Annotated in this window: 16 protein-coding genes and 2 tRNA genes; 10 read left to right on the top strand and 8 right to left on the bottom strand. The window is 62.9% G+C overall.

The window, feature by feature from the left end; all coding sequences use genetic code 11:
• Nucleotides 1–100 precede the first annotated feature (100 nt).
• From ABEA12_RS02370 to aceE, 6 genes are all read right to left on the bottom strand, one after another.
• Complete coding sequence (locus tag ABEA12_RS02370; protein WP_210100695.1) at nt 101–1339, bottom strand: beta-ketoacyl-[acyl-carrier-protein] synthase family protein; 1239 nt, start codon at nt 1337–1339, stop codon at nt 101–103.
• A gap of 243 nt (nt 1340–1582) precedes the next feature.
• Nucleotides 1583–1828, bottom strand: coding sequence for an acyl carrier protein (locus ABEA12_RS02375; protein ID WP_007271483.1), 246 nt, complete (start codon nt 1826–1828; stop codon nt 1583–1585).
• A 98-nt stretch (nt 1829–1926) separates the two neighbouring features.
• Nucleotides 1927–2982, bottom strand: coding sequence for a beta-ketoacyl-ACP synthase III (locus ABEA12_RS02380; RefSeq protein WP_210100696.1), 1056 nt, complete (start codon nt 2980–2982; stop codon nt 1927–1929).
• Nucleotides 2983–2994: 12 nt separating this feature from the next.
• Entirely contained in the window at nt 2995–3918 is a 924-nt protein-coding gene (locus ABEA12_RS02385) for an ACP S-malonyltransferase (protein WP_210100697.1), read from the bottom strand.
• A 77-nt stretch (nt 3919–3995) separates the two neighbouring features.
• A complete protein-coding gene (locus tag ABEA12_RS02390) occupies nt 3996–5261 on the bottom strand; it encodes a PucR family transcriptional regulator (RefSeq protein WP_210100698.1) in 1266 nt (421 codons plus the stop codon).
• A gap of 217 nt (nt 5262–5478) precedes the next feature.
• Entirely contained in the window at nt 5479–8226 is a 2748-nt protein-coding gene (gene aceE, locus ABEA12_RS02395) for a pyruvate dehydrogenase (acetyl-transferring), homodimeric type (RefSeq protein WP_210100699.1), read from the bottom strand.
• Between the two features lie 372 nt (nt 8227–8598).
• On the opposite strand from aceE, the gene ABEA12_RS02400 reads away from it, so the two are divergent.
• From ABEA12_RS02400 to ABEA12_RS02425, 6 genes are all read left to right on the top strand, one after another.
• On the top strand, nt 8599–8973 hold the full coding sequence (locus ABEA12_RS02400) for a DUF3052 domain-containing protein (protein ID WP_210102537.1): 375 nt from the start codon (nt 8599–8601) through the stop codon (nt 8971–8973).
• A 4-nt stretch (nt 8974–8977) separates the two neighbouring features.
• Nucleotides 8978–9469 carry a redoxin domain-containing protein gene (locus ABEA12_RS02405; protein ID WP_345466211.1) on the top strand — a complete coding sequence of 164 codons (492 nt, stop codon included), beginning with the start codon at nt 8978–8980 and terminating at the stop codon, nt 9467–9469.
• A gap of 118 nt (nt 9470–9587) precedes the next feature.
• A tRNA-Val gene (locus ABEA12_RS02410) sits at nt 9588–9660 on the top strand.
• 888 nt (nt 9661–10548) lie between these two features.
• Nucleotides 10549–11721 carry an acetylornithine deacetylase gene (argE, locus tag ABEA12_RS02415; RefSeq protein ID WP_345466214.1) on the top strand — a complete coding sequence of 391 codons (1173 nt, stop codon included), beginning with the start codon at nt 10549–10551 and terminating at the stop codon, nt 11719–11721.
• Nucleotides 11722–11770: 49 nt separating this feature from the next.
• The gene (locus ABEA12_RS02420; RefSeq protein WP_210100700.1) at nt 11771–13045 is read left to right on the top strand and encodes an MFS transporter; all 1275 of its coding nucleotides are present in this window, start codon (nt 11771–11773) and stop codon (nt 13043–13045) included.
• A 207-nt stretch (nt 13046–13252) separates the two neighbouring features.
• Nucleotides 13253–13325: transfer RNA gene (locus ABEA12_RS02425), tRNA-Val, on the top strand.
• Nucleotides 13326–13434: 109 nt separating this feature from the next.
• Here ABEA12_RS02425 and ABEA12_RS02430 read toward each other — a convergent pair.
• A complete protein-coding gene (locus ABEA12_RS02430) occupies nt 13435–13620 on the bottom strand; it encodes a CsbD family protein (protein ID WP_210100701.1) in 186 nt (61 codons plus the stop codon).
• Nucleotides 13621–13917: 297 nt separating this feature from the next.
• Here ABEA12_RS02430 and ABEA12_RS02435 point away from each other — a divergent pair, with 297 nt between their 5' ends.
• The 4 genes from ABEA12_RS02435 to ABEA12_RS02450 are packed head-to-tail and all read left to right on the top strand — an operon-like array spanning nt 13918 to nt 17741.
• Complete coding sequence (locus ABEA12_RS02435) at nt 13918–14433, top strand: gluconokinase (RefSeq protein WP_210100702.1); 516 nt, start codon at nt 13918–13920, stop codon at nt 14431–14433.
• 60 nt (nt 14434–14493) lie between these two features.
• Nucleotides 14494–15897 carry a GntP family permease gene (locus tag ABEA12_RS02440; RefSeq protein WP_210102540.1) on the top strand — a complete coding sequence of 468 codons (1404 nt, stop codon included), beginning with the start codon at nt 14494–14496 and terminating at the stop codon, nt 15895–15897.
• A gap of 40 nt (nt 15898–15937) precedes the next feature.
• Nucleotides 15938–16711: an SDR family oxidoreductase gene (locus ABEA12_RS02445; protein WP_210100703.1), complete on the top strand. Its 774-nt coding sequence runs from the start codon at nt 15938–15940 to the stop codon at nt 16709–16711.
• A complete protein-coding gene (locus ABEA12_RS02450; RefSeq protein WP_345466221.1) occupies nt 16701–17741 on the top strand; it encodes an L-idonate 5-dehydrogenase in 1041 nt (346 codons plus the stop codon). Before ABEA12_RS02445 ends, ABEA12_RS02450 begins: the two co-directional genes overlap by 11 nt.
• Nucleotides 17742–17836: 95 nt before the next feature.
• Here ABEA12_RS02450 and ABEA12_RS02455 read toward each other — a convergent pair whose 3' ends face one another.
• Nucleotides 17837–19576 carry a thiamine pyrophosphate-dependent enzyme gene (locus ABEA12_RS02455; protein ID WP_210100704.1) on the bottom strand — a complete coding sequence of 580 codons (1740 nt, stop codon included), beginning with the start codon at nt 19574–19576 and terminating at the stop codon, nt 17837–17839.
• Nucleotides 19577–19781 lie beyond the last annotated feature (205 nt).

The raw sequence follows: 19781 nt of genomic DNA on the forward strand, positions 1-19781 counted from the left end.
CACCGGAACATGCAACCCCAGGAACGCAAAAGAGCAGCGGCTCGAAGTGGATCACTTCGAGCCACTGCTCTTTGTCATGCAGCTCCTACTCGCGTGCGGATCAGACGCTGCGGACGGCAACCACTGCGTTGTGCCCGCCGAAGCCGAACGAGTTGTTCAACGCAACGATGGAACCTTCGGGCAGTTCGCGCGGGGTGCCCACGACGATGTCGAGCGGGATTTCGGGATCCTGGTTCTCCAGGTTGATGGTGACCGGCGCCTTGCGGTGGTAGACGGCAAGAACCGCGAGGACGGACTCCACGGCTCCTGAGGCGCCGAGCAAGTGACCCATCTGCGACTTGGTGGCAGAGACGCAGACATCGTCCAGGTGCGATCCCAGGGCTGCGCGCAGCGCCGTGTACTCGGGCTTGTCGCCCACCGGGGTCGATGTGGCGTGCGCATTGACGTGCACGACATCCTCGCGCTGGATCAGGCCGTCGAACATGGCGGCCTTCAGCGCGCGGGTGGCACCCAGGCCCTTCGGGTCCGGCGCCGTGATGTGGTAAGCATCGGCGGTCACCGAGGTTCCGGCTAGCTCTGCATAGATCGTCGCTCCGCGGGCGATGGCGTGCTCCTCGGCCTCGAGGACCAAGGCTCCGGCGCCTTCACCCATGACGAAACCGTCGCGGTCGATGTCATAGGGACGCGATGCGTGCTCGGGGTCGTCGTTGCGCTTGGAAAGCGCCTGCATCGCGGCGAATGATGCCATCGGCATCGGGTGGATGGCCGCTTCGGCGCCGCCACACATCACCACGTCGGCCTTGCCCGAACGGATAAGCTCCAAGCCGATGTGCATGGCCTCGGTGCCTGAGGCGCAAGCCGAAACCGGTGTGTGCGCACCTGCTCGTGCACCCAGGTCCAGGGAAACCGCGGCTGCCGGACCATTGGGCATCAACATGGGCACTGTCATTGGCAACACACGACGCGGGCCCTTCTCCTTCAAGGTGTCCCAAGCGTCCAGCAACGTCCATACCCCACCGATTCCGGTGGCGAAGGCGACAGCCAGCCGGTCGTGGTCCATTTCCTTGATACCCGCATCCCTCCAGGCCTCGCGCGCGGCAACCACGGCGAACTGGGTGGATGGGTCCATGCGCTTCATTTCCACGCGTGAGAGAACCTCGGAGGCCAGGTTGGATGCCTTGGCGGCAAACTTCACCGGCAAGTCGTAGGTGTCTACCCAGTCAAAGGGAAGTGTGTGGGCCCCGGAAACTCCCTTGAGGGAATTGGCCCACAGGGTCGGGACGTCCCCGCCGATAGGCGTGGTGGCACCGAGGCCGGTGATAACAACTTTGCGAGCCATGTTGAAACTCTCTACTGGTTGGGACGAAACGGCTAGTGGGACTAGCACGCGATTCAAGCATCGGGCCTCCAGATCAACGGAGGGTTCCGGATTGAATCGAAAACTGGGGATCGGTTGCAAAACCGGCAAAGCGGTTTGGGCGGCATGGCCAGCAATCCGATGAACATGAAAGGTGAAGCGATGTTCCCCTTGAAGCGCGACCCGGAACCGGAACGCACTTCAAGGGATGCATCAATGCCCTGCTTAGGCCTGTGCGCCAGCGATGAAGTTCACTGCATCGGCAACGGTCTTGAGGTTCTTGACCTCTTCGTCCGGGATCTTCACGTCAAACTTCTCTTCGGCGTTGACCACGATGGTCATCATGGAGATGGAATCGATGTCCAGGTCTTCGGTGAAGGACTTGTCCATTTCGACTGCCTCGGTCTCCAGCCCGGTCTCTTCGTTGACGATCTCGGCCAAGCCGGCCAGAATCTCTTCGTTGCTAGCCATGATGGCTCCTTTTCTCTGTTTGCCGGTAACAAGCCCGACGACTATGCAGACCACAGGTGTGCGGTCCGAATGATGGGTTGTATCCCTCTGGCTTAAGCCTAGGGCAGGACAACGACCTGTGCGCCAAAGACAAGCCCGGCGCCAAATCCAATTTGAAGGGCCAGGCCACCGGAAAGTTCTGGGTTTTCCTTGAGCATCCGGTCCATGGCCATCGGGATGGAAGCCGCGGAGGTGTTGCCGGCGTTGGCGATGTCGCGGGCGACCGCCACGGATTCGGGGAGCTTGAGCTGCTTGACCATCTCGTCGATGATGCGCATGTTGGCTTGGTGCGGGATGAATGCGACAAGGTCCTCGGAAGTGACGCCTGCCTTCTCCAGAGCGAGCTTGGCCATCTTGGCCATTTCCCACACTGCCCAGCGGAAGACGGTCTGGCCGTCCTGGCGCAGGGTGGGCCACAGCTGGGCCTCGGTGCCGGCCACAAGCGAGGTTCCCTCCGGAGAGGACTCCGCCTGCAGGACGGCGTCACGCAAATCCAGCTGCGAGTGCGTCATGCCGATGGCCGACCACTTCGAACCATCCGAGCCCCAGACAGAGGGTGAGATGCCCGGGATGTCCGACGGCCCGATGACCACGGCGCCGGCGCCGTCGCCAAGCAGGAACGAAATGGTGCGCTCGTGGTTATCGATCACGTCGGAGAGCTTTTCTGCGCCGACGACCAATACGTACTCGGCCATTCCCGAGCGGACCAGGGCGTCGCCCTGTGCCACGCCGTAGCAGTAGCCCGCGCAGGCGGCGGAAATGTCGAAGGCAGGGGCCGGGGTCGCTCCGATGCGATCGGCAAGAGCGGAAGCGGCCGAGGGCGTTGCATAGGGGAAGGTCACCGTGGAAACGATGACGGCGCCGAGCTGGCTGGCTTCGATTCCGGCGGACACCAGCGCCGAGCGAGCGGCACCTTCGGCCATGTCCAGAAGGGAGGTGTTCTCATCGGCACGTGCGCGGGTCTCGATTCCGGTGCGCTGCTGGATCCACTCGTCCGAGGAATCGATCCACTGGCAAACGTCCTCGTTGGTGACGATGACATCGGGACGGAAGGAACCCACGCCGTGGATTCGGCTGAACTCGCGGGGGGCGCTCTGGTTCATCACTGCAGTCATGTTGCTGTATTCCTAAGCTTGGGTGTGTTCGAGTACGAAGGCACGTGCTGCTTCGAGGTCTTCGGGGGTCTTCAGGGCAAGGGTAGGGATGCCTTTGAGGCCGCGACGGGCCAAGCCGACCAGTGTGCCGGCGGGGGGCAGCTCGATGATCCCGGTGACTCCGAGGGAGGCGAGCTCTTCCATGCACTTGTCCCAGCGCACCGGGCGCGAGACCTGGGCAACCAGCGATGCAAGGTTCGCTTCTCCTGAGGAAACTGCCTTGCCGTCGTAGTTGGAGAGCAGGGTGGTCGCGGGGGACTTGGCATCGAGGGTTGCGGAGAGTTTTTCCAACACGTCAACGGCCGGGGCCATGTGCTTGGTGTGGAATGCACCGGCTACCTTCAAGGGGATCACGCGTGCCTTGGCGGGGGGATTGGCGGCGAAGGCCTCGATCTGCTCCAGGGTGCCAGCGGCGACGATCTGTCCTCCTCCGTTGGCGTTCGCCGGTGTCAGCCCCGCGGCAATGATTGCGGCGTTGACTTCCTGGGCATCACCGCCAAGAACGGCAGCCATGCCTGTCGGTGTGGCAGCGGACGCCAGTGCCATGGAGTTGGCGCGTTCACGCACGAAGACCATGGCGTCCTGCTCGGAGAGCGCACCAGCCAAGGCGGTTGCGGTGATTTCGCCGACCGAGTGGCCGGCCAACACCGTGTTTTGGGGCAGCGATTCACCAAAGAGTGCGCGTGCAGCCAAAAGGCCCGCTGCGACGATCAAAGGCTGGGCGACGGCGGTGTCCTTGATGGTTTCTTCGTCCGAGAGGGTTCCGTGGGCGGTCAGGTCGCGCTCAGTGATGGCCGAAAGGTTAGCCAGGTGTTCGGAAACATCCGGTACTTCAAGCCACGGAGAAAGGAATCCGGGGGTCTGGGAGCCCTGTCCAGGGCACACGATTGCTAGCACTACTCCAGCTTTCCAAAGATGTCAGTCACGGCGGCTGTTTTCGCACACCGACTTGGCGGCGTGCTTTTGTATGAATCCTACAAGGAGGCGGGTCTCTTGCGCTGCACCGGTTGCCGCGTTTCGGACAAGAGATCGGAGGTTTCGGTATCCAAGCGCCCCACCACCAGTGCCGTTTGCAGCACGAATGCCTCCCGCGGAACCAGGGGGTCCCAGCCCGTGACGTCGCACACCCTTTTGAGCCTGTAGCGCACCGTGTTGGCGTGGACGAAGAGTTCGCGAGCGGTGCCTTCGAGCGAATGCCCGAGCGACAAGTAGCTCGAAAGGGTCTCGATCAGGCCGTTTCCGGCCTTGACCAACGGGTTGTAGATCCCCTGGACCAACGCCGTGCGGGCGTCCTCGTCGTTGTTCATGACGCGCTCTGGCCACAGGTCGTCGGCATCCACCGGACGCGGGGCCAGCGGCCACGCCTTGGCCGCGGCGATGGCTGCGAAGGCGGCCTTGGCGCAGGCAGATGCTTCCTTGAGCGTGGGGGCCAGGGGACTGTAGACGACAGGGCCGGGGCCAAAGAACGAGGCCAGCCGGTCCATCCCTGCGCGGTCCGCTTCCACGCCGCCGAGCATCAGGATCGCACGTTCACCATGGACTCCGACCAGTGAATCCCGAGCGTACCGAGCTGCGGCGCGGCGCAGCTCACTGACGAATCCCACCTGCGAGGACGCCGGGGTGGTGCCGATCATCACCAGGATGTTCTCGTGGGACTTCCAGCCTACGGCGGCGATCCTGGAGCGCAGGGAATCCTGGGATTCCCCGCGCATGACGGCATCCACGACCAAGGCCTCGAGCCGTGAATCCCAGGCACCGCGAGTTTCCGCGGCACGGGCGTAAACGTCGGCTGCTGCGAAGGCGACCTCCCTTGAGTATCGAAGGACGGCTTCACGCAGCTGGGTCTGTTCGGATTCCGGAGCAATGTCCGGAACCTGGGATTCGACGACCTCGACGATGGTGCGGATCAGTTGCAGGGCCTTCTGCAAGCTGATGGAACGCGTCAGTTCGGTGGGAGCGGCACCGAAAACGTCGTTAAGGACCCACTGCGGTGATGCTGTCGGGCGTTCGTACCAGGAGACGAAGGAAGCGATTCCCTTTTGCGCCACCAAACCGAGCGCCGCGCGTTCCTCGGGGCGCAGGCCGCGATACCAGGGCAAGGACTGGTCCAGGTGCTTCAAGGCGACCGTGGAGAGCACGCCCAAGTGCTGCTGGAGCCTCTTGAGGGTTTCCGGGGTGGCCTTGGCTTGCCGGAAGGGCCGGATCCGGGATATCGGATTCGGGGTTTGCTCATCGCTCATGGATTGAGCATACGCATCAACAGGGCCGTGAACTATTTTGTATGGTTCACACAACGTGTCGGTGCATTTTTGTGATGGACCCGAGTGCCGTTTGCCGCACCGGTTAGGCAAACCGGAAAGCCGGCAGACGGATTTGATGCGCAATGAAAACAGCTGTGGCGTGGATCCCGGTGTTCCGGGATCCACGCCACAGCGCTCGGACGGCAATTGCCGGCGGCTAGGAGTCTCCTCCGGCGTCGCCGCCGTCTGCGGCCGTCACGTCGTCAAGCTTGTACTTGGCGAAGGCTTCTGCCGGAACCGACGCATCGACCTCGCCGCGCTTGGCCAGCATCTGCAGCGTGCGCACAACCACCGAGTGCGCGTCGATCTTGAAGAAGCGACGTGCCGCGGCGCGGGTGTCGGAGAAACCAAACCCGTCAGCGCCAAGGGTGGCGAACTCGTTGGGCACAAACTGGCGGATCTGGTCCGGCACGGCCTTCATGTAGTCGCTGACCGCAACGATCGGGCCGGTGGCGCCGGCCAATTGCTGGGCAACAAACGGGGTGCGCGGTTCGGCGCCCGGATCCAGGAACGTCTGCTCCTCGCAGTCCAGCCCGTCGCGACGCAGCTCGTTCCAGGAAGTGACCGACCAGACATCCGCCGATACGCCCCAGTCCTCTGCCAGGAGGCGCTGGGCGTCGATGGTCCACGGCACGGCAACGCCGGAGGCGAGCAGCTGGGCACGCGGTCCGTCGATGGTGGCCGGGGACACCTGGTAGATGCCACCGACAACCCCTGCAACGTCCAGGCCCTCGGGTTCCTTGGGCTGCTGGTAGGGCTCGTTGTAGATCGTGATGTAGTACATCACGTTCGGGTCTTCGTGCTTGCCCCCGTACATGCGCTCCAGGCCGGACTTGACGATGTGGCCGATCTCGTAACCGTAGGCTGGGTCGTAGGTGACCACTGCCGGGTTGGTCGAGGCCAGGATCGGGGAATGCCCGTCGGCGTGCTGCAGGCCTTCACCGGTCAGCGTGGTGCGCCCGGCCGTGGCTCCCATGATGAACCCGCGGGTCATCTGGTCCCCGGCTGCCCAGAAGGCATCTCCGGTGCGCTGGAAACCGAACATCGAGTAGAACACGTAGACCGGGATCAACGGCTCGTCGTGCGTGGCATAGGAGGTTCCGGCGGCGGTGAATGCCGCCACGGCCCCTGCCTCGTTGATACCCGGGTGGATCAGCTGGCCTTGCGGAGACTCCTTGTAGGCCAGCACTAGGTCGCGGTCCACCGAAAGATAGTTCTGCCCGGCAGGGTTGTAGATCTTTGCCGTCGGGAAGAAGGCATCCATGCCAAAGGTGCGCGACTCGTCGGGCACGATCGGGACGACACGCCTGCCGAACTCCTTGTCGCGCATCAGGTCCTTGAGCAGGCGCACGAACGCCATGGTGGTGGCGGCCTGCTGCTTGCCCGAGCCACGTGACGCGGTCTCGTACGCCTTGGCCTCGGGGAGATGAATCTCCTTGGACTTGGTGCGGCGCGAAGGCACCGCGCCGCCGAGTTCCTCACGGCGTTCCATCATGTACTTGTACTCGGGCGAATCCTGCTCCGGGCGGTAGTACGGCGGCAGGTAAGGATCGGCTTCGAGCTGCTCGTCGGTGATCGGGATGCGCAGGTGGTCGCGGAAGTTCTTGAGGTCCTCGAGGGTCATCTTCTTCATCTGGTGCGTCGCGTTGCGCGCCTCGAAGTGCGGGCCCAGCCCGTAGCCCTTGACCGTCTTGGTCAAGATGACCGTCGGCTTGCCCTTGAACTCTGTTGCGGCCTTATACGCGGCGTACATCTTGTGGTAGTCGTGGCCGCCGCGCTTGAGGTTCCAGATCTGCTCGTCGGTCAGGTCCGCAACCATTTCCTTGGTCTGCGGGGACTTTCCGAAGAAGTGCTCGCGGACGAAGGCACCGTTCTCGGCCTTGTAGGTCTGGTAGTCCCCGTCCGGGGTCTGGTTCATGATGTCCACAAGCGAGTTATCGGTGTCGGCATCGAGCAGGGCATCCCACTCGCGGCCCCAGACGACCTTGATGACGTTCCAGCCGGCACCGCGGAAGAAGGCTTCGAGTTCCTGCATGATCTTGCCGTTGCCGCGTACCGGTCCATCGAGGCGCTGCAGGTTGCAGTTGACCACGAAGGTGAGGTTGTCCAGCTTTTCGTTCGCAGCCAACTGGAGGAAGCCGCGTGATTCGGGCTCGTCCATTTCGCCGTCGCCCAAAAAAGCCCAGACGTGCTGGTCTGAGGTGTCCTTGATGCCGCGGTTCTGCAGGTATCGGTTGGACTGCGCCTGGTAGATCGCATTCGCGGGGCCAAGGCCCATGGACACGGTGGGGAACTCCCAGAAATCCGGCAGCGAGTGCGGGTGCGGGTAGGAAGGCAGCGCATGGCCTTGACGGGACTTCTCCTGGCGGAAACCGTCCATGTCCTCTTCGCTCAAGCGCCCCTCGAGGAAGGCGCGAGCGTACATTCCTGGCGAGGCGTGGCCCTGGAAGAAGACCTGGTCTCCGCCGCCGGGGTGGTTCTTGCCGCGGAAGAAATGGTTGAATCCAACTTCGTACAGGGTTGCAGCACCGGCATAGGTGGAGATGTGTCCACCGACCCCGACTCCGGGCCGCTGGCCGCGGTGCACCATGACGGCCGCGTTCCAGCGCATGTAGGCGCGGTAGCGGCGCTCAACCTGCTCGTCGCCGGGGAAGTCCGGTTCCTGGTCCACCGGGATCGTGTTCACGTAGTCAGTGGTGGTGACCATGGGAACGCCCACGCTCTTGGCGCCTGCGCGCTGGAGTAGTGAACGAACAATGTACTGGGCACGTTCGGTGCCCTGCGTCTCGACAAGACCATCGAAGGACTCAATCCATTCTGCGGTCTCCTCCGGATCCCGATCAGGCAACTGGCTCGTCAAGCCGCTACGGATGTGAGAAATGTGTTCCTCTACAGCCACGTCCATCTTCTCCTCGATATGGGGTACAGCGGGGGCTGCGGGTGGACGCGTAAAAGCGTCTTCAACCCGCAGTGGCGTTGCTAGCGCCAAAGTAGTGGTCCGTTTCCCCAGGGTAGTTGGTCGCGGACCGCCAATTACACTCTAATGCGCATCCCGTGCCAAAACGTATCCAGGCCAAGCAGGCGAGACGTTTGGGCTTCCCCATGAAATGTGCCCAGAGCCGAATACCGGGCCAAGTCATCACTATTTCGGCGTGTTGGAGCCTTTGCGCTTGATGGGAGCGCAAAAAAGGTGTTTGGTTGTACCCAGACGCTTTACAGCAGCAGGAGGAGTGACGTGAGCGACGCCGCACCGGCAAAGCACGAAGCCGCACTAAAAATGGGCTTCAAAGACGGGGACCTGATTCAGGAACTCGGGTACGACGACGATGTGGACTTTAATCTGCGCGATTCCCTTGAGGACGCAGTGGGTTCCGAACTACTGACAGAGGAAGACCACGAGGTAGTCGACGGAATCATCTACTGGTGGCGTGACGACGACGGTGACTTGATTGACGCCTTGGTCGATTCGCTGGTCAGCCTGGATGAGAAGGGGGTGGTGTGGTTGCTGACCCCGAAGTCTGGGCGTGATGGCTACGTATCGCCCGCATCCATCCAGGCGGATGCACCAACCGCAGGCCTCCACGTGACAAACAGCGAGGGTGTTTCCGAAGACTGGTCGGCCACTTGCCTCATGGCGCGGCGCAAGCATTAATACCGTGGATTCATCGCAACAGGTGGCGGGGAAGCCTTCCTCGCCGCCACGGGTCGGGCAACCGGCCCCGGGCTTTGCACTCAGCAACCAATTTGGCGAACTCATCGAGTCCGGCTCACTGGGGGAGCAAGCCTGCTTCTTGGTTTTCTACCCGTTCGCGTTTTCCGCTGTTTGCGGTTCCGAACTCGAGGAGCTGGAAAATGTTCGCGGGGAATTCACGTCCCGGAACATCCGCATCATGGGTGTTTCGGTGGACCACAAATACGCACTGCGCACTTATGCGGACCAAGCCCGTTTCGGGTTTGATCTGCTGGCCGATTTCTGGCCGCACGGTGCCGTAGCAAGCAGCTACGGCGCATTCAACACCGAATCCGGCGCGGCAACGCGGCACACGTTCCTCGTTTCGGGGGGACGCGTGGTGGATTCCTTTAGTTCACCCATCCATCAGGCGCGCGCCATCGCGCGCTACAGAGAGGCGATTGACCTACTCACCTAAGAGTGATCGAAGAACTTCTGCGTCTATTCGATTACTCGGGCAGGTACACCGCCACAGCCATATTCTTGTCACGAAGACTTCCCGCGGAACGAAACCCACGGGAATCCAGTAGTGTCAGGGGCCTTTAGCTCAGCTGGTAGAGCGTCACGTTTACACCGTGAATGTCATCGGTTCGATCCCGGTAGGGCCCACTAGAACAGAACGACCTCAGCAGACCCAAGGGCGCCGGCACCATTCCAAGGACGCTGCTGAGCACAAAGGGGCACGAACACCATTATTACGGGGTTTAAGCCCAAGATGACACCTTCGAGACGCCGCCAGCTGGCACCGAGCAGACTTATGGCGCTCATGGACCATGTATTATCCAGCCAACCACCCGGTCGACAGCTTTGCTGGCCTCTCGCGCAAACACCGCAAGGTTCCACCGCCACATAGGGACCTGGAAGACCTGCTGTACACACAGAGACGCGAGAGCGACGCCCAGCATGATGATGCCGCCGATGGCTCCAGCGCGGTAGTAACCGGTAATTAGGCCGATCATGAAGGTAGGGACCAGGGTTCAGGCCCCTACCCGCCCACGGCCCGGGAACGGCGTTGAACAGGTTCCGGAGGGTCCACCGGATGAGCATGCTAGGAACGACACAGATCGCAACGGCGAGCCGTTGGGTTGGATTCAACCATGGGTCCGTAGATCGAGGCCAGGCTTTCACCGTCGGCGCAGCGGTCTCAAGCGTCCACCTCCGGCGGGCGTCGGGATCCGCGGGCGCGAAAGCGAAGCCGTTTCCACAAGGTAGTGCAGCGCTTACCCTGCTCGCCCAAGCCGCAGGCTTCATGGTCCTCGCCTTTCCTTTCCAGCTGCCAAGGCCCGAGGGCAGACGGGTGGAGCGCTTGCTCCGCCAGTCGGCGTGCGTCGGAAATGGAGGCACTCACGCCACCGCTGGGAACGGACCCGGGACGAGCCAGTGTTACGCCGTGTTTTCACAGGTCGCCGCCCTATGGGCGGACAATGAGAGAATCTTGACGGCTCCCCACGCACTTCAAAGGGCACCGGGGCCGGCCCATGAAAATGAGGAGTAGCAATGTCACTCGCCCCCAGTGAAGCAACAATGGCCGAAATCACGAAGCTGATCGGCTTTGACACCACCAGCCGGGACAGCAACCTTGGGTTGATCGACTACGTTGTGGAACGACTCGGGGCCGTTGGCATCGAATCGACCCTGATCCACAACGCCGAGGGGAACAAGGCGAATATGCTGGCCACCATCCCCGCCGTCGACGGTACCCGCACCGGCGGCATCGTGCTCTCAGGCCATACCGATGTGGTTCCCGTCGATGGTCAGGACTGGAGCAGCGACCCGTTCGTCCCCGAGATCCGCGAGGGCAAGCTTTACGCCCGTGGCACCTGCGACATGAAATCCTTCCTCGCAGTGATCATGACCAGGCTTGAGTCGATCGTTGCGGCAAAGCTGGCCGAACCGCTCCACCTTGCGTTTTCCTACGACGAGGAAGTCGGTTGCGTCGGTGCGGTTGACCTGGTCGCAGCCATCGTCGAGGCCGGCCTGAAACCCCGTGGCGCCATCGTGGGGGAGCCCACCAGCATGCGCGTGGTGCGCGGACACAAGTCGGTCAACGTCATCCGTGTGGACTTCCGTGGCGTCGCGGCGCACTCCTCGTTGACCCCGCAGGGCGTCAACGCAATATCCGCAGCCGCGGAATTTACCGGATTCGTGGACTCCCTTGCTCGCGGACTCACCCAAGACGGACCTTTCGACGAGGCGTACATCGTCCCCCACACCACCACCACGGTGAACAAGATCGAGGGTGGAATCGCGGTGAACACGATCCCTGCAACCTGCACCCTGCATTTTGAGTTCCGTTCCATTGGCGCCGATGACCCCACCGAGCTCATCGCGCGGTTCCGTGCGGAGGCCACGCGCATCGAAGCATCCATGCGGGAGCAGCACAAGGACGTGGGCATCGACTTCACCGTGCTGGCCCAAGCCCCGGGCCTCGACACAGGCCCGGATGCTGCAATCGTGGAACTCGCCGCCGAACTAGGCGGCATCCCCAGCCCGGACAAGGCAACCTACGGTACAGAGGCCGGGTTGTTCTTCAACGCCGGAATCCCCACGGTCGTGTGCGGTCCCGGCGATATTGCCCAGGCACACGCCCCGGACGAGTTCATCGAGCTCGACCAGATCGCCGCCTGCGAAACCTTCATCGATAACCTAATCGCCAAGCTGGGTTCCTAAGCCGCACCGGGGCCCATCCACCTGCTGCACAACTTCCAAGGAGATACCCATGGCCGAGGCAACAACAGTCACACCGCAGCAGCTGGCCGCTGCCAAGAAGGCGGTGGTCAGCAGTTCGATCGGCGCCGCCCTCGAGTGGTTCGACATAATCGTTTACGCGACCTTTGCCGTCGTGATCGCAAAGAACTTCTTTCCGGAATCCGATGGAACGGTGGGGCTGATCCTCACTTTTGCGACGTTCGCGATCTCCTACCTGGTTCGCCCCCTGGGCGGCATGGTGCTGGGCAGCTTCGCGGACCGCAAGGGCCGAAAGAATGCGCTGACCCTGACCCTGCTGCTGATGATGGTTGGCACCCTGATCATGGCGGTGGCCCCGACCTACGCGACGGTGGGAGTCTGGGGTTCGGTGATCATCCTGGTGTCCCGCCTGGTCCAAGGTTTCTCGGCCGGTGGAGAGTTCGGCACGGCCACGGCGTTCCTTATCGAGACGGCCCCGCACAAGAAAGCGTTTTACGCCTCATGGCAGGTTGCCGCCCAAGGTGCCTCGATGCTGTTGGCTTCGGCCTTTGGCTATGGGTTGACCCAGTGGTTGTCCGAAGAAGCCCTCTACAGCTGGGGCTGGCGGGTACCGTTCTTTGTTGGCCTGCTGATCGGCCCCGTCGGGCTCTACATCCGTGCCAAGCTTGATGAGACCGAGGAGTTCATCAACGGCGAGAAGACCAAGACTCCGCTCAAGGATCTTTTTGTTAATCATTACGGGCGCCTGTTGGCTGGTTCTGCCGTTATCGGAGTGGCAACCATTTCGGTCTACATGATCCTCTACATGCCGACATTCGCCGTGAAAAACCTGGGGATTCCCGCCACCGCGGCGTTCCTGGGCGGGATCGTTGCCGGGCTTGTCACCCTCGTTGGCGTCCCGTTCGTAGGGCACCTGGCGGACCGATTCGGACCGGCTAGGATCATGACGTATGCAGCAGTCGGCGCCTTGCTGCTGGCTTGGCCGTTGTTCAAGCTGATGGTCACCGCACCCAGCGTGCCGGTGTTGGTGATTGTCATTGGCCTGCTCGGAGTGATCATGGCGTTCTACTTCGGCCCGCTGCCTGCGTTGCTCTCTGCGCTGTTCCCTGCGGCCATCCGTGGCACGGGCCTGGCCGTCACCTACAACGTCGGCGTTACCCTGCTAGGTGGAATTGCGCCGCTCGTGTTGACCTGGTTGCTAAGCGTGACCGGCTCGTTGAACGCACCAAGCTTCTACTACATGGCGATTGCCGTGATTTCACTGGTTGGGCTGTACTTCGTCCGTAAACGCTACAACCAGCCCTAGGCGTGGTTGTTCGAGCCCGCCGGCTTGTTTCCATTGAGCTGGGTCGGTGGGTTCGGTTGTAGGCGCGGCCCGCGAGGCATGGCTCCGAACTTGGGTATCCCAGCTTGCAGTCGTGCGGCGATTTGCCAATTCAGGGACGGGTGTATTAGATTATCTACTTGTTGCAACGCACCGGAACGGAAAATTGACCGGTCAGTGCTTGTTTCCGGGCCTTTAGCTCAGCTGGTAGAGCGTCACGTTTACACCGTGAATGTCATCGGTTCGATCCCGGTAGGGCCCACACAGAAGATCCCTTGGACCAAAAGACGAAAGTCGCTTGGTCCAAGGGATCTTGTGCGTTAACCTCCGAGGCCCGGCCTGCGCCCGGGGGGGGCTCATGGCGACTAGTTCTACTTGTTGGTGAGGTCCTTGGCGGCGTCCTTGACATGCTCTCCGGCTTGCTTGGCCTTGGCAACAGCCTGGTCCTTGAGCCCTTCTGCTTGGAGCCGCTCGTTGTCGGTGGCCTCGCCGAGCTTCTCCTTGGCTTCTCCAGTGACTTCCTTGGCCTTGTTGCTGATCTTGTCTCCGAGTCCCATGTGTGGATTTCCCTTCCGTCGATCTTGCCTGAACCCTTTCGACACTAGGAGCCAAACCTGAGTGTTTGCTAGGAATCGCAGGCGGGACGTGAAGGCGTCAGCAGTGAGGCACCCAAGTGCCGTCCGGCCACAAGCGGTGAGAGCGTATTCATGGTGGCCGAGCAAGGTGCGCTAGCGGGTTCACCTCATCCTATTGACAGCACGGCACGAGGAGCCATAACCTTTTATAAATCATACTTATGTCAGTACTTACTTGTTTATGTCCGACATTAATTTTGGATTCACGATGGAGTGACGATGAACCGACCTGCCAACCCTCCCATGATCGTCATGGGAGTTTCCGGGTGCGGCAAATCCACGGTGGGGCGAGCGCTGGCCGAAAAACTTGGCTCCGTGTTCATCGACGGCGATGACCTCCACCCGCCATCCAACAAGGAAAAGATGGCTGCCGGACAACCGCTGAGCGATGCGGACCGTGAGCCTTGGCTGGTCACCATTGGACAGGAATTGTCCCGAAGCACGCGCGGCCCCGCCCCGGCAGTCATCGCCTGTTCGGCACTCAAGCGCAACTACCGCGACCTGCTGCGCGCCCACGAACCATCCACCCTTTTCATCCACCTGCGCGGCGCTGTCGAACTGATCCAGCACCGCCTGGACGAGCGCAGCCACGAGTACATGCCACCGACGTTGCTCGCCTCGCAACTGGACACACTCGAAGCACTGGAATCCGATGAGCATGCCATCGAAATCGATGTCATGCGCAGCCCCGAGGAAATCGTGGATCTGGTGGCCGAAGCGTTGAACCCCCAGTAGTCCCCGGCAACCGCGGTTGCCGCCCCATCACCGAGCTCCAATAACCTCAGAAGGACAATGATGACCGACGAGTTAGTCATGAATTGGACGTTGGGCACCCCAGCGCTCCTCTCCATTGCAGTGGGCGCAATCCTGCTACTGCTTTTGTTCATTATCAAATGGCGTATCCATGCGTTCGTGGCATTGGTTGTGATCTCGCTGCTCACCGCGGTTGCCACCGGAATCCCTGTGGCGGCGGTGATCCCCACGCTCACCGGAGGATTCGGCGGCACGCTGGCCTCGGTCGCATTGCTCGTGGGCCTCGGGGCCATGCTCGGGCGCATGCTTGAGACCAGCGGTGGAGCGGAGGTGCTCACCACCGCATTGATCAACAAGTTCGGCGAGAAGCACGCACCGCTTGCACTATCGGTGGCTTCTTTGCTCTTTGGCTTCCCGATCTTCTTCGATGCCGGCCTGGTGGTCATGCTGCCGATCATCTTCACCGTGGCACGGCGCCTGGGCGGTTCCTTCCTGGGCTACGCCTTCCCGGCAGCCACGGCGTTCTCCGTGATGCACATCTTCGTGCCTCCCCACCCGGGCCCGGTTGCCGCCTCGGGACTGCTTGAGGCCAACGTCGGGCTGGTGCTGCTCCTTGGCCTGGTCGTAGCGCTTCCGACGTGGTACTTCGCCGGCCACCTCTTCGGCAAATACGTCGGGCGCAAGTTCGATATCCCGATCCCCGAGATCCTCTCCGGATCCGTGGAGCAACAGCACGACTTTGCCTCCAAGCCGACGCTGCGCACCGTGATGACCTTGCTGCTGCTGCCACTGCTGCTGATCTTCATGAACACCGGACTAAACACGCTGGCCTCGGCCGGCGTCGTGGACAAGGAAACCCAGTGGGTGCAGATCCTGCGCCTGGTCGGCGAGACCCCGGTCGCCTTGCTGATCACCGTGCTGCTGGGAATGTACCTGCTCGGATACAAGCAGAACAAGGACAAGACCCTCATCGAGACGGTTGTCGATTCCTCCCTTGGCCCGGTCTGCTCCATCATCCTGATCACCGGCGCCGGCGGCATGTTCGGTGCCGTGCTGCGCGCCAGCGGCATCGGAGACGCGGTGGCCTCCTCGCTGGACGCCTTGGGCCTGCCGATCATCGTTGCCGGCTTCATCATTGCCGCCGTGGTGCGCCTGGCCCAGGGTTCGGCCACCGTCGCCCTGACCACCGCCGCGGCCATCATCCAGCCCGTTGTGGTGGGCAACCCGGATTTGAACCAGATCCAGGTCGTGGCCATCGTGCTGTCACTGGCCGCGGGCTCCGTGTTCGCCGGGCACGTCAACGACTCCGGTTTCTGGCTGGTCTCGCGCTTCTTCGGGATGGACGTGAAGACCACGCTGCGGGTATGGACCGTGGGACAGGCGCTTGTCGGTGTCATTGGTTTCGCCATCGCCTACCTGATCTACGCGATCGCCACCGCGTTCTAGCCACAGACCCGCCTCGACCCAGCAAAGGAAATATCAACCCATGGGCAGCAACCTCTTTGACCTCACCGGCCGCATCGCACTGGTCACCGGTTCCTCGCGCGGCATCGGCAAGGAACTTGCCGCGGGATTGGCCGACGCCGGAGCCAGCATCGTGCTGCACGGGCGCGACACCGATCGCCTGGCCGCAACCACCGCCGAATTCGTGCAGCGCTACGGCGCCTCGCGCATCTTCTCCTACGCGTTCGACGTCACCGACGAAACGGCGGTGGCCAGCAACATCGCACGCATCGAGGCGGAGGTAGGCCCGCTGCGGATCCTGGTGAACAATGCGGGAATCCAGCACCGGGTACCGCTGCTGGAGCTCGAGGTTGCCGACTGGCAGCGCGTGCTGGACACGAACCTGACCAGCGCCTTCCTGGTGGGACGCGAGGCCGCCCGGGGAATGGTCGAACGCGGGAAAGGCAAGATCATCAACATCTGCTCGGTGCAGACCGACTTGGCCCGGCCCACCATCGCGGCCTACACCGCAGCCAAGGGCGGGCTGCGCAACCTCACCCGCGCGATGACCAGTGAGTGGGCCTCGCGCGGCCTGCAGATCAACGCCATCGCCCCGGGCTACATCCACACCGAAATGACGCAGAAGCTGGTGGACGACGAAAAGTTCAACTCCTGGATCCTGGGCCGCACCCCGGCCGGTCGCTGGGGCACCGTGGAGGACCTTGCAGGGCCGGCCGTATGGCTGGCCTCGGACGGCTCGGACTACGTCAACGGCCAGACCATCTTCATCGACGGAGGGATGACCGTTGTCGTCTAAGACCTACACCGCCACCGCGGTCATTGCCCACGCCGCGGGGGACCTGCGCGTTGAAACCATCGAAGTCCCGATGCCCGCAACCGAGCAGGCTCAGGTGGCCATCGCCTATGGCGGGATCTGCGGCTCCGACCTGCATTACTTCAGCCACGGGGCAGCGGGGGAATCGATCCTCAAGGCGCCCATGGTGCTGGGCCACGAAATCGTCGGCACCATCACCGTGGCTGCCGCCGACGGAACCGGCCCTCCGGTGGGCGCCAAGGTCGCAGTGCACCCCGGCACCCCCGGGGGAACCGGGGCGCGCTACCCCCTCGAGAGGCCCAACCTGTCCCCGGGCTGCACCTACCTGGGCTCGGCGGCACGCTTCCCGCACACCGAGGGTGCGTTTGCCACGCGTGTGAACCTGCCCGCCCGGATGCTGCGGGAACTTCCCGCCGGGCTCTCGTTGCGCGATGCGGCGCTGGCCGAGCCCGCCGCCGTTGCCTGGCACGCCGTTTCCCGCGCCGGAGAGGTTGCGGGCAAGCGCGTGCTGGTCATTGGTGCCGGTCCCATCGGTGCGCTGGCGGTCGCCGTGCTCAAGCGCGCCGGCGCGGCGGAAATCATCGCCGTAGACATGTTCGACAAGCCGCTGCGGATCGCCGCCGCGGCAGGAGCAACGGCCACCTTGAAGGCCGATGACACCGAGTCGATCGCCGCGGTCCAAGCCGATGTGGTCATCGAGGCAAGCGGCAACCACCGCGGCTTGGCCTCGGCAGTGCGCGGAGCGATGCGCGCAGGGCGCATCGTGATGGTGGGACTGCTGCCCTCCGGGGAGCAACCGGCACTGATCTCCCTGGCCATCACCCGGGAACTTGAGCTCATCGGATCCTTCCGGTTCAACGACGAGATCGATCAGGTGCTTGGCGCACTGGCCGACGGGTCGCTGGACCTCGGAGGCATCGTCACCCACGAATTCGATGTCCACGACGCGCTCGAGGCGTTCACCACGGCAAGGGACTCGGCCACATCGGGCAAGGTGCTGCTGCGCTTCTAGTCTTGGCCCACCACCGGCAAGGCCCCCAGGCGCCGTCCCCGCCCCGATCAGGGTGCAGGGACGGCGCCTTCGCCATGGGCCGATGCGGTCCGGGCCTACTTCGTGGTTTCGTCCTTGTCCTTGGCTTCGAGGACTTCCTTGAGGCGGGCCGTGGCGAATCCCCAGGCCTGTCCGATCGTGGCCTGTGGCGGAATGGAGACCTCCTCCGGGTTGGTCACCACATCCAGGAGCACCGGGCCATCGTGAGCCAGGGCTTCGGCCACCGCGGAATGCAACTTCCCTGGATCGGTCACCCGAATGCCGTGGAGCCCGCAGGCCCGCCCGACCTCGGCCAAATCAGGGTTCTTGAGCACGGTGCCGAATTCGGGCAACCCGGCCTGCTCCTGTTCGAGTTTCACCATGCCCAACCTGGAATTGTTGAAGACGACCAACTTGACCGGCAGCTCGTAGGCGACGGCCGTGAGCAGGTCGCCGAGCAGCATGCTCAGCCCGCCGTCACCGCAGAACGCGATCACCTGGCGCGTTGGGTCCAGAGCCGAAGCCCCCAAGGACTGCGGCATGGCGTTGGCCATCGACCCCAGGTTGAACGATCCCAGGAGCCTTCGCCGGGCGCGCATCGTGACATAGCGCGAAAGCCACACGGTCGACATTCCCGTATCGGCGGTAAAGATCGCCGAGTCCGAGGCCAGTTCGTCGACGGCGGCGGCCACGGCCTCGGGGCGGATGGCGTGAAAGGGATTATCGACCAGGCTGCGCACCTTTCCGATCACCCGCGAATCGTGCGCCGGATCGGCAAGCGAGCTTTGTCCCTTGCTCCAGCCCTTGTATTTGTCCCGGGAAGCACGCACGTGCGATTGGTCCGGCTTGGTGTCCAGCAACGGCAACAGCCCGGTGAGCGCAAGCTGCGCATCGGCGACGATTCCCTGTCCGACGGCGGTGCGCCGCCCGATGTGCTCGCCCACCCGATCGACCTGGATGACCGTCTTTCCCTGGGGATAGTAGTCGCGGTAGGGAAAATCGGTCCCGACCATGAGCAACACCTCGCAGCTCTCCAGGGCATGGCCCGCAGCGGGGTTGCCGATGAGGCCGGACTGTCCCACCTGGAATTCGTTGCCGTCTTCCAGTCCTTCCTTGGCCTTGAGCGTGAGCACCATCGGGGCGGCGAGCTTGCGCGCGGTATCCAGCACCTGCTCCCGGGCCTCCCGGGCACCCATGCCCACCAGCATCGTCACCTTCGAGGCCGCGTTGATGGTGGCTGCGGCGGTATGCAGCGCCTCGGGGTGCGCCGGGGTGGGCTGCTGGACATCGACGAAGGTCGCGGTAGTGTCCTTGGGCAGCTCCGCGCCGCCGATGTCCCCGGGAATGGAGAGCACGGCAACCCCGCGTTGGGTCAACGCGGCATTGACCGCTTGTTCCAGCAAGTAGGGCATCTGCCCGAGGCTCGTCACCGTCTGTGCGAACACCGCGACGTCGGCGAAAAGCGTGTCGTTGTTGACCTCCTGGAAGAAATCGGTGCCGATCTGCTCGCTGGGCACCTGCCCGCAAATCGCCAATACGGGGGTGTGGGACTTCTTGGCGTCGTAGAGCCCGTTGAGCAGGTGGATCGATCCCGGTCCGACGGTTCCCATGCATACCCCCAGCACCCCGGAGAGCTGGGACGCGGCGCCTGCGGCAAACGCTGCGGTTTCCTCGTGCCGCACGCCGATCCATTGCACTTCCGTACTGGTGCGAATCGCATCGGTCAAGGGATTCAGGGCATCGCCCACGACGCCCCAGACATGCTTCACCCCCAGCCGTGCGAGGGATTCAATGACCATTGCTGCAACGGTGCTCATGTACCTGTCCTTCCGTGGGGTGCGCCGGAGAAAGATGCTTTCTGGCGGCGGTTCGATGGCGGACATTGGTGCTGTGCGACGCAAGAAACGCAGCCAGGGGTCCAACGAGCCTGAACATGGCCCCAGCCTATGCCCGCAGCATGCCAAAGATCACCGTCCGTGGTTCACGGGGATCCATGCCTCCGGCGGGAGATGGCTCCGGGTC

It is taken from the genome of Paeniglutamicibacter antarcticus (assembly GCF_039544305.1).
Classification (GTDB): Bacteria; Actinomycetota; Actinomycetes; order Actinomycetales; family Micrococcaceae; genus Paeniglutamicibacter; species Paeniglutamicibacter antarcticus_C.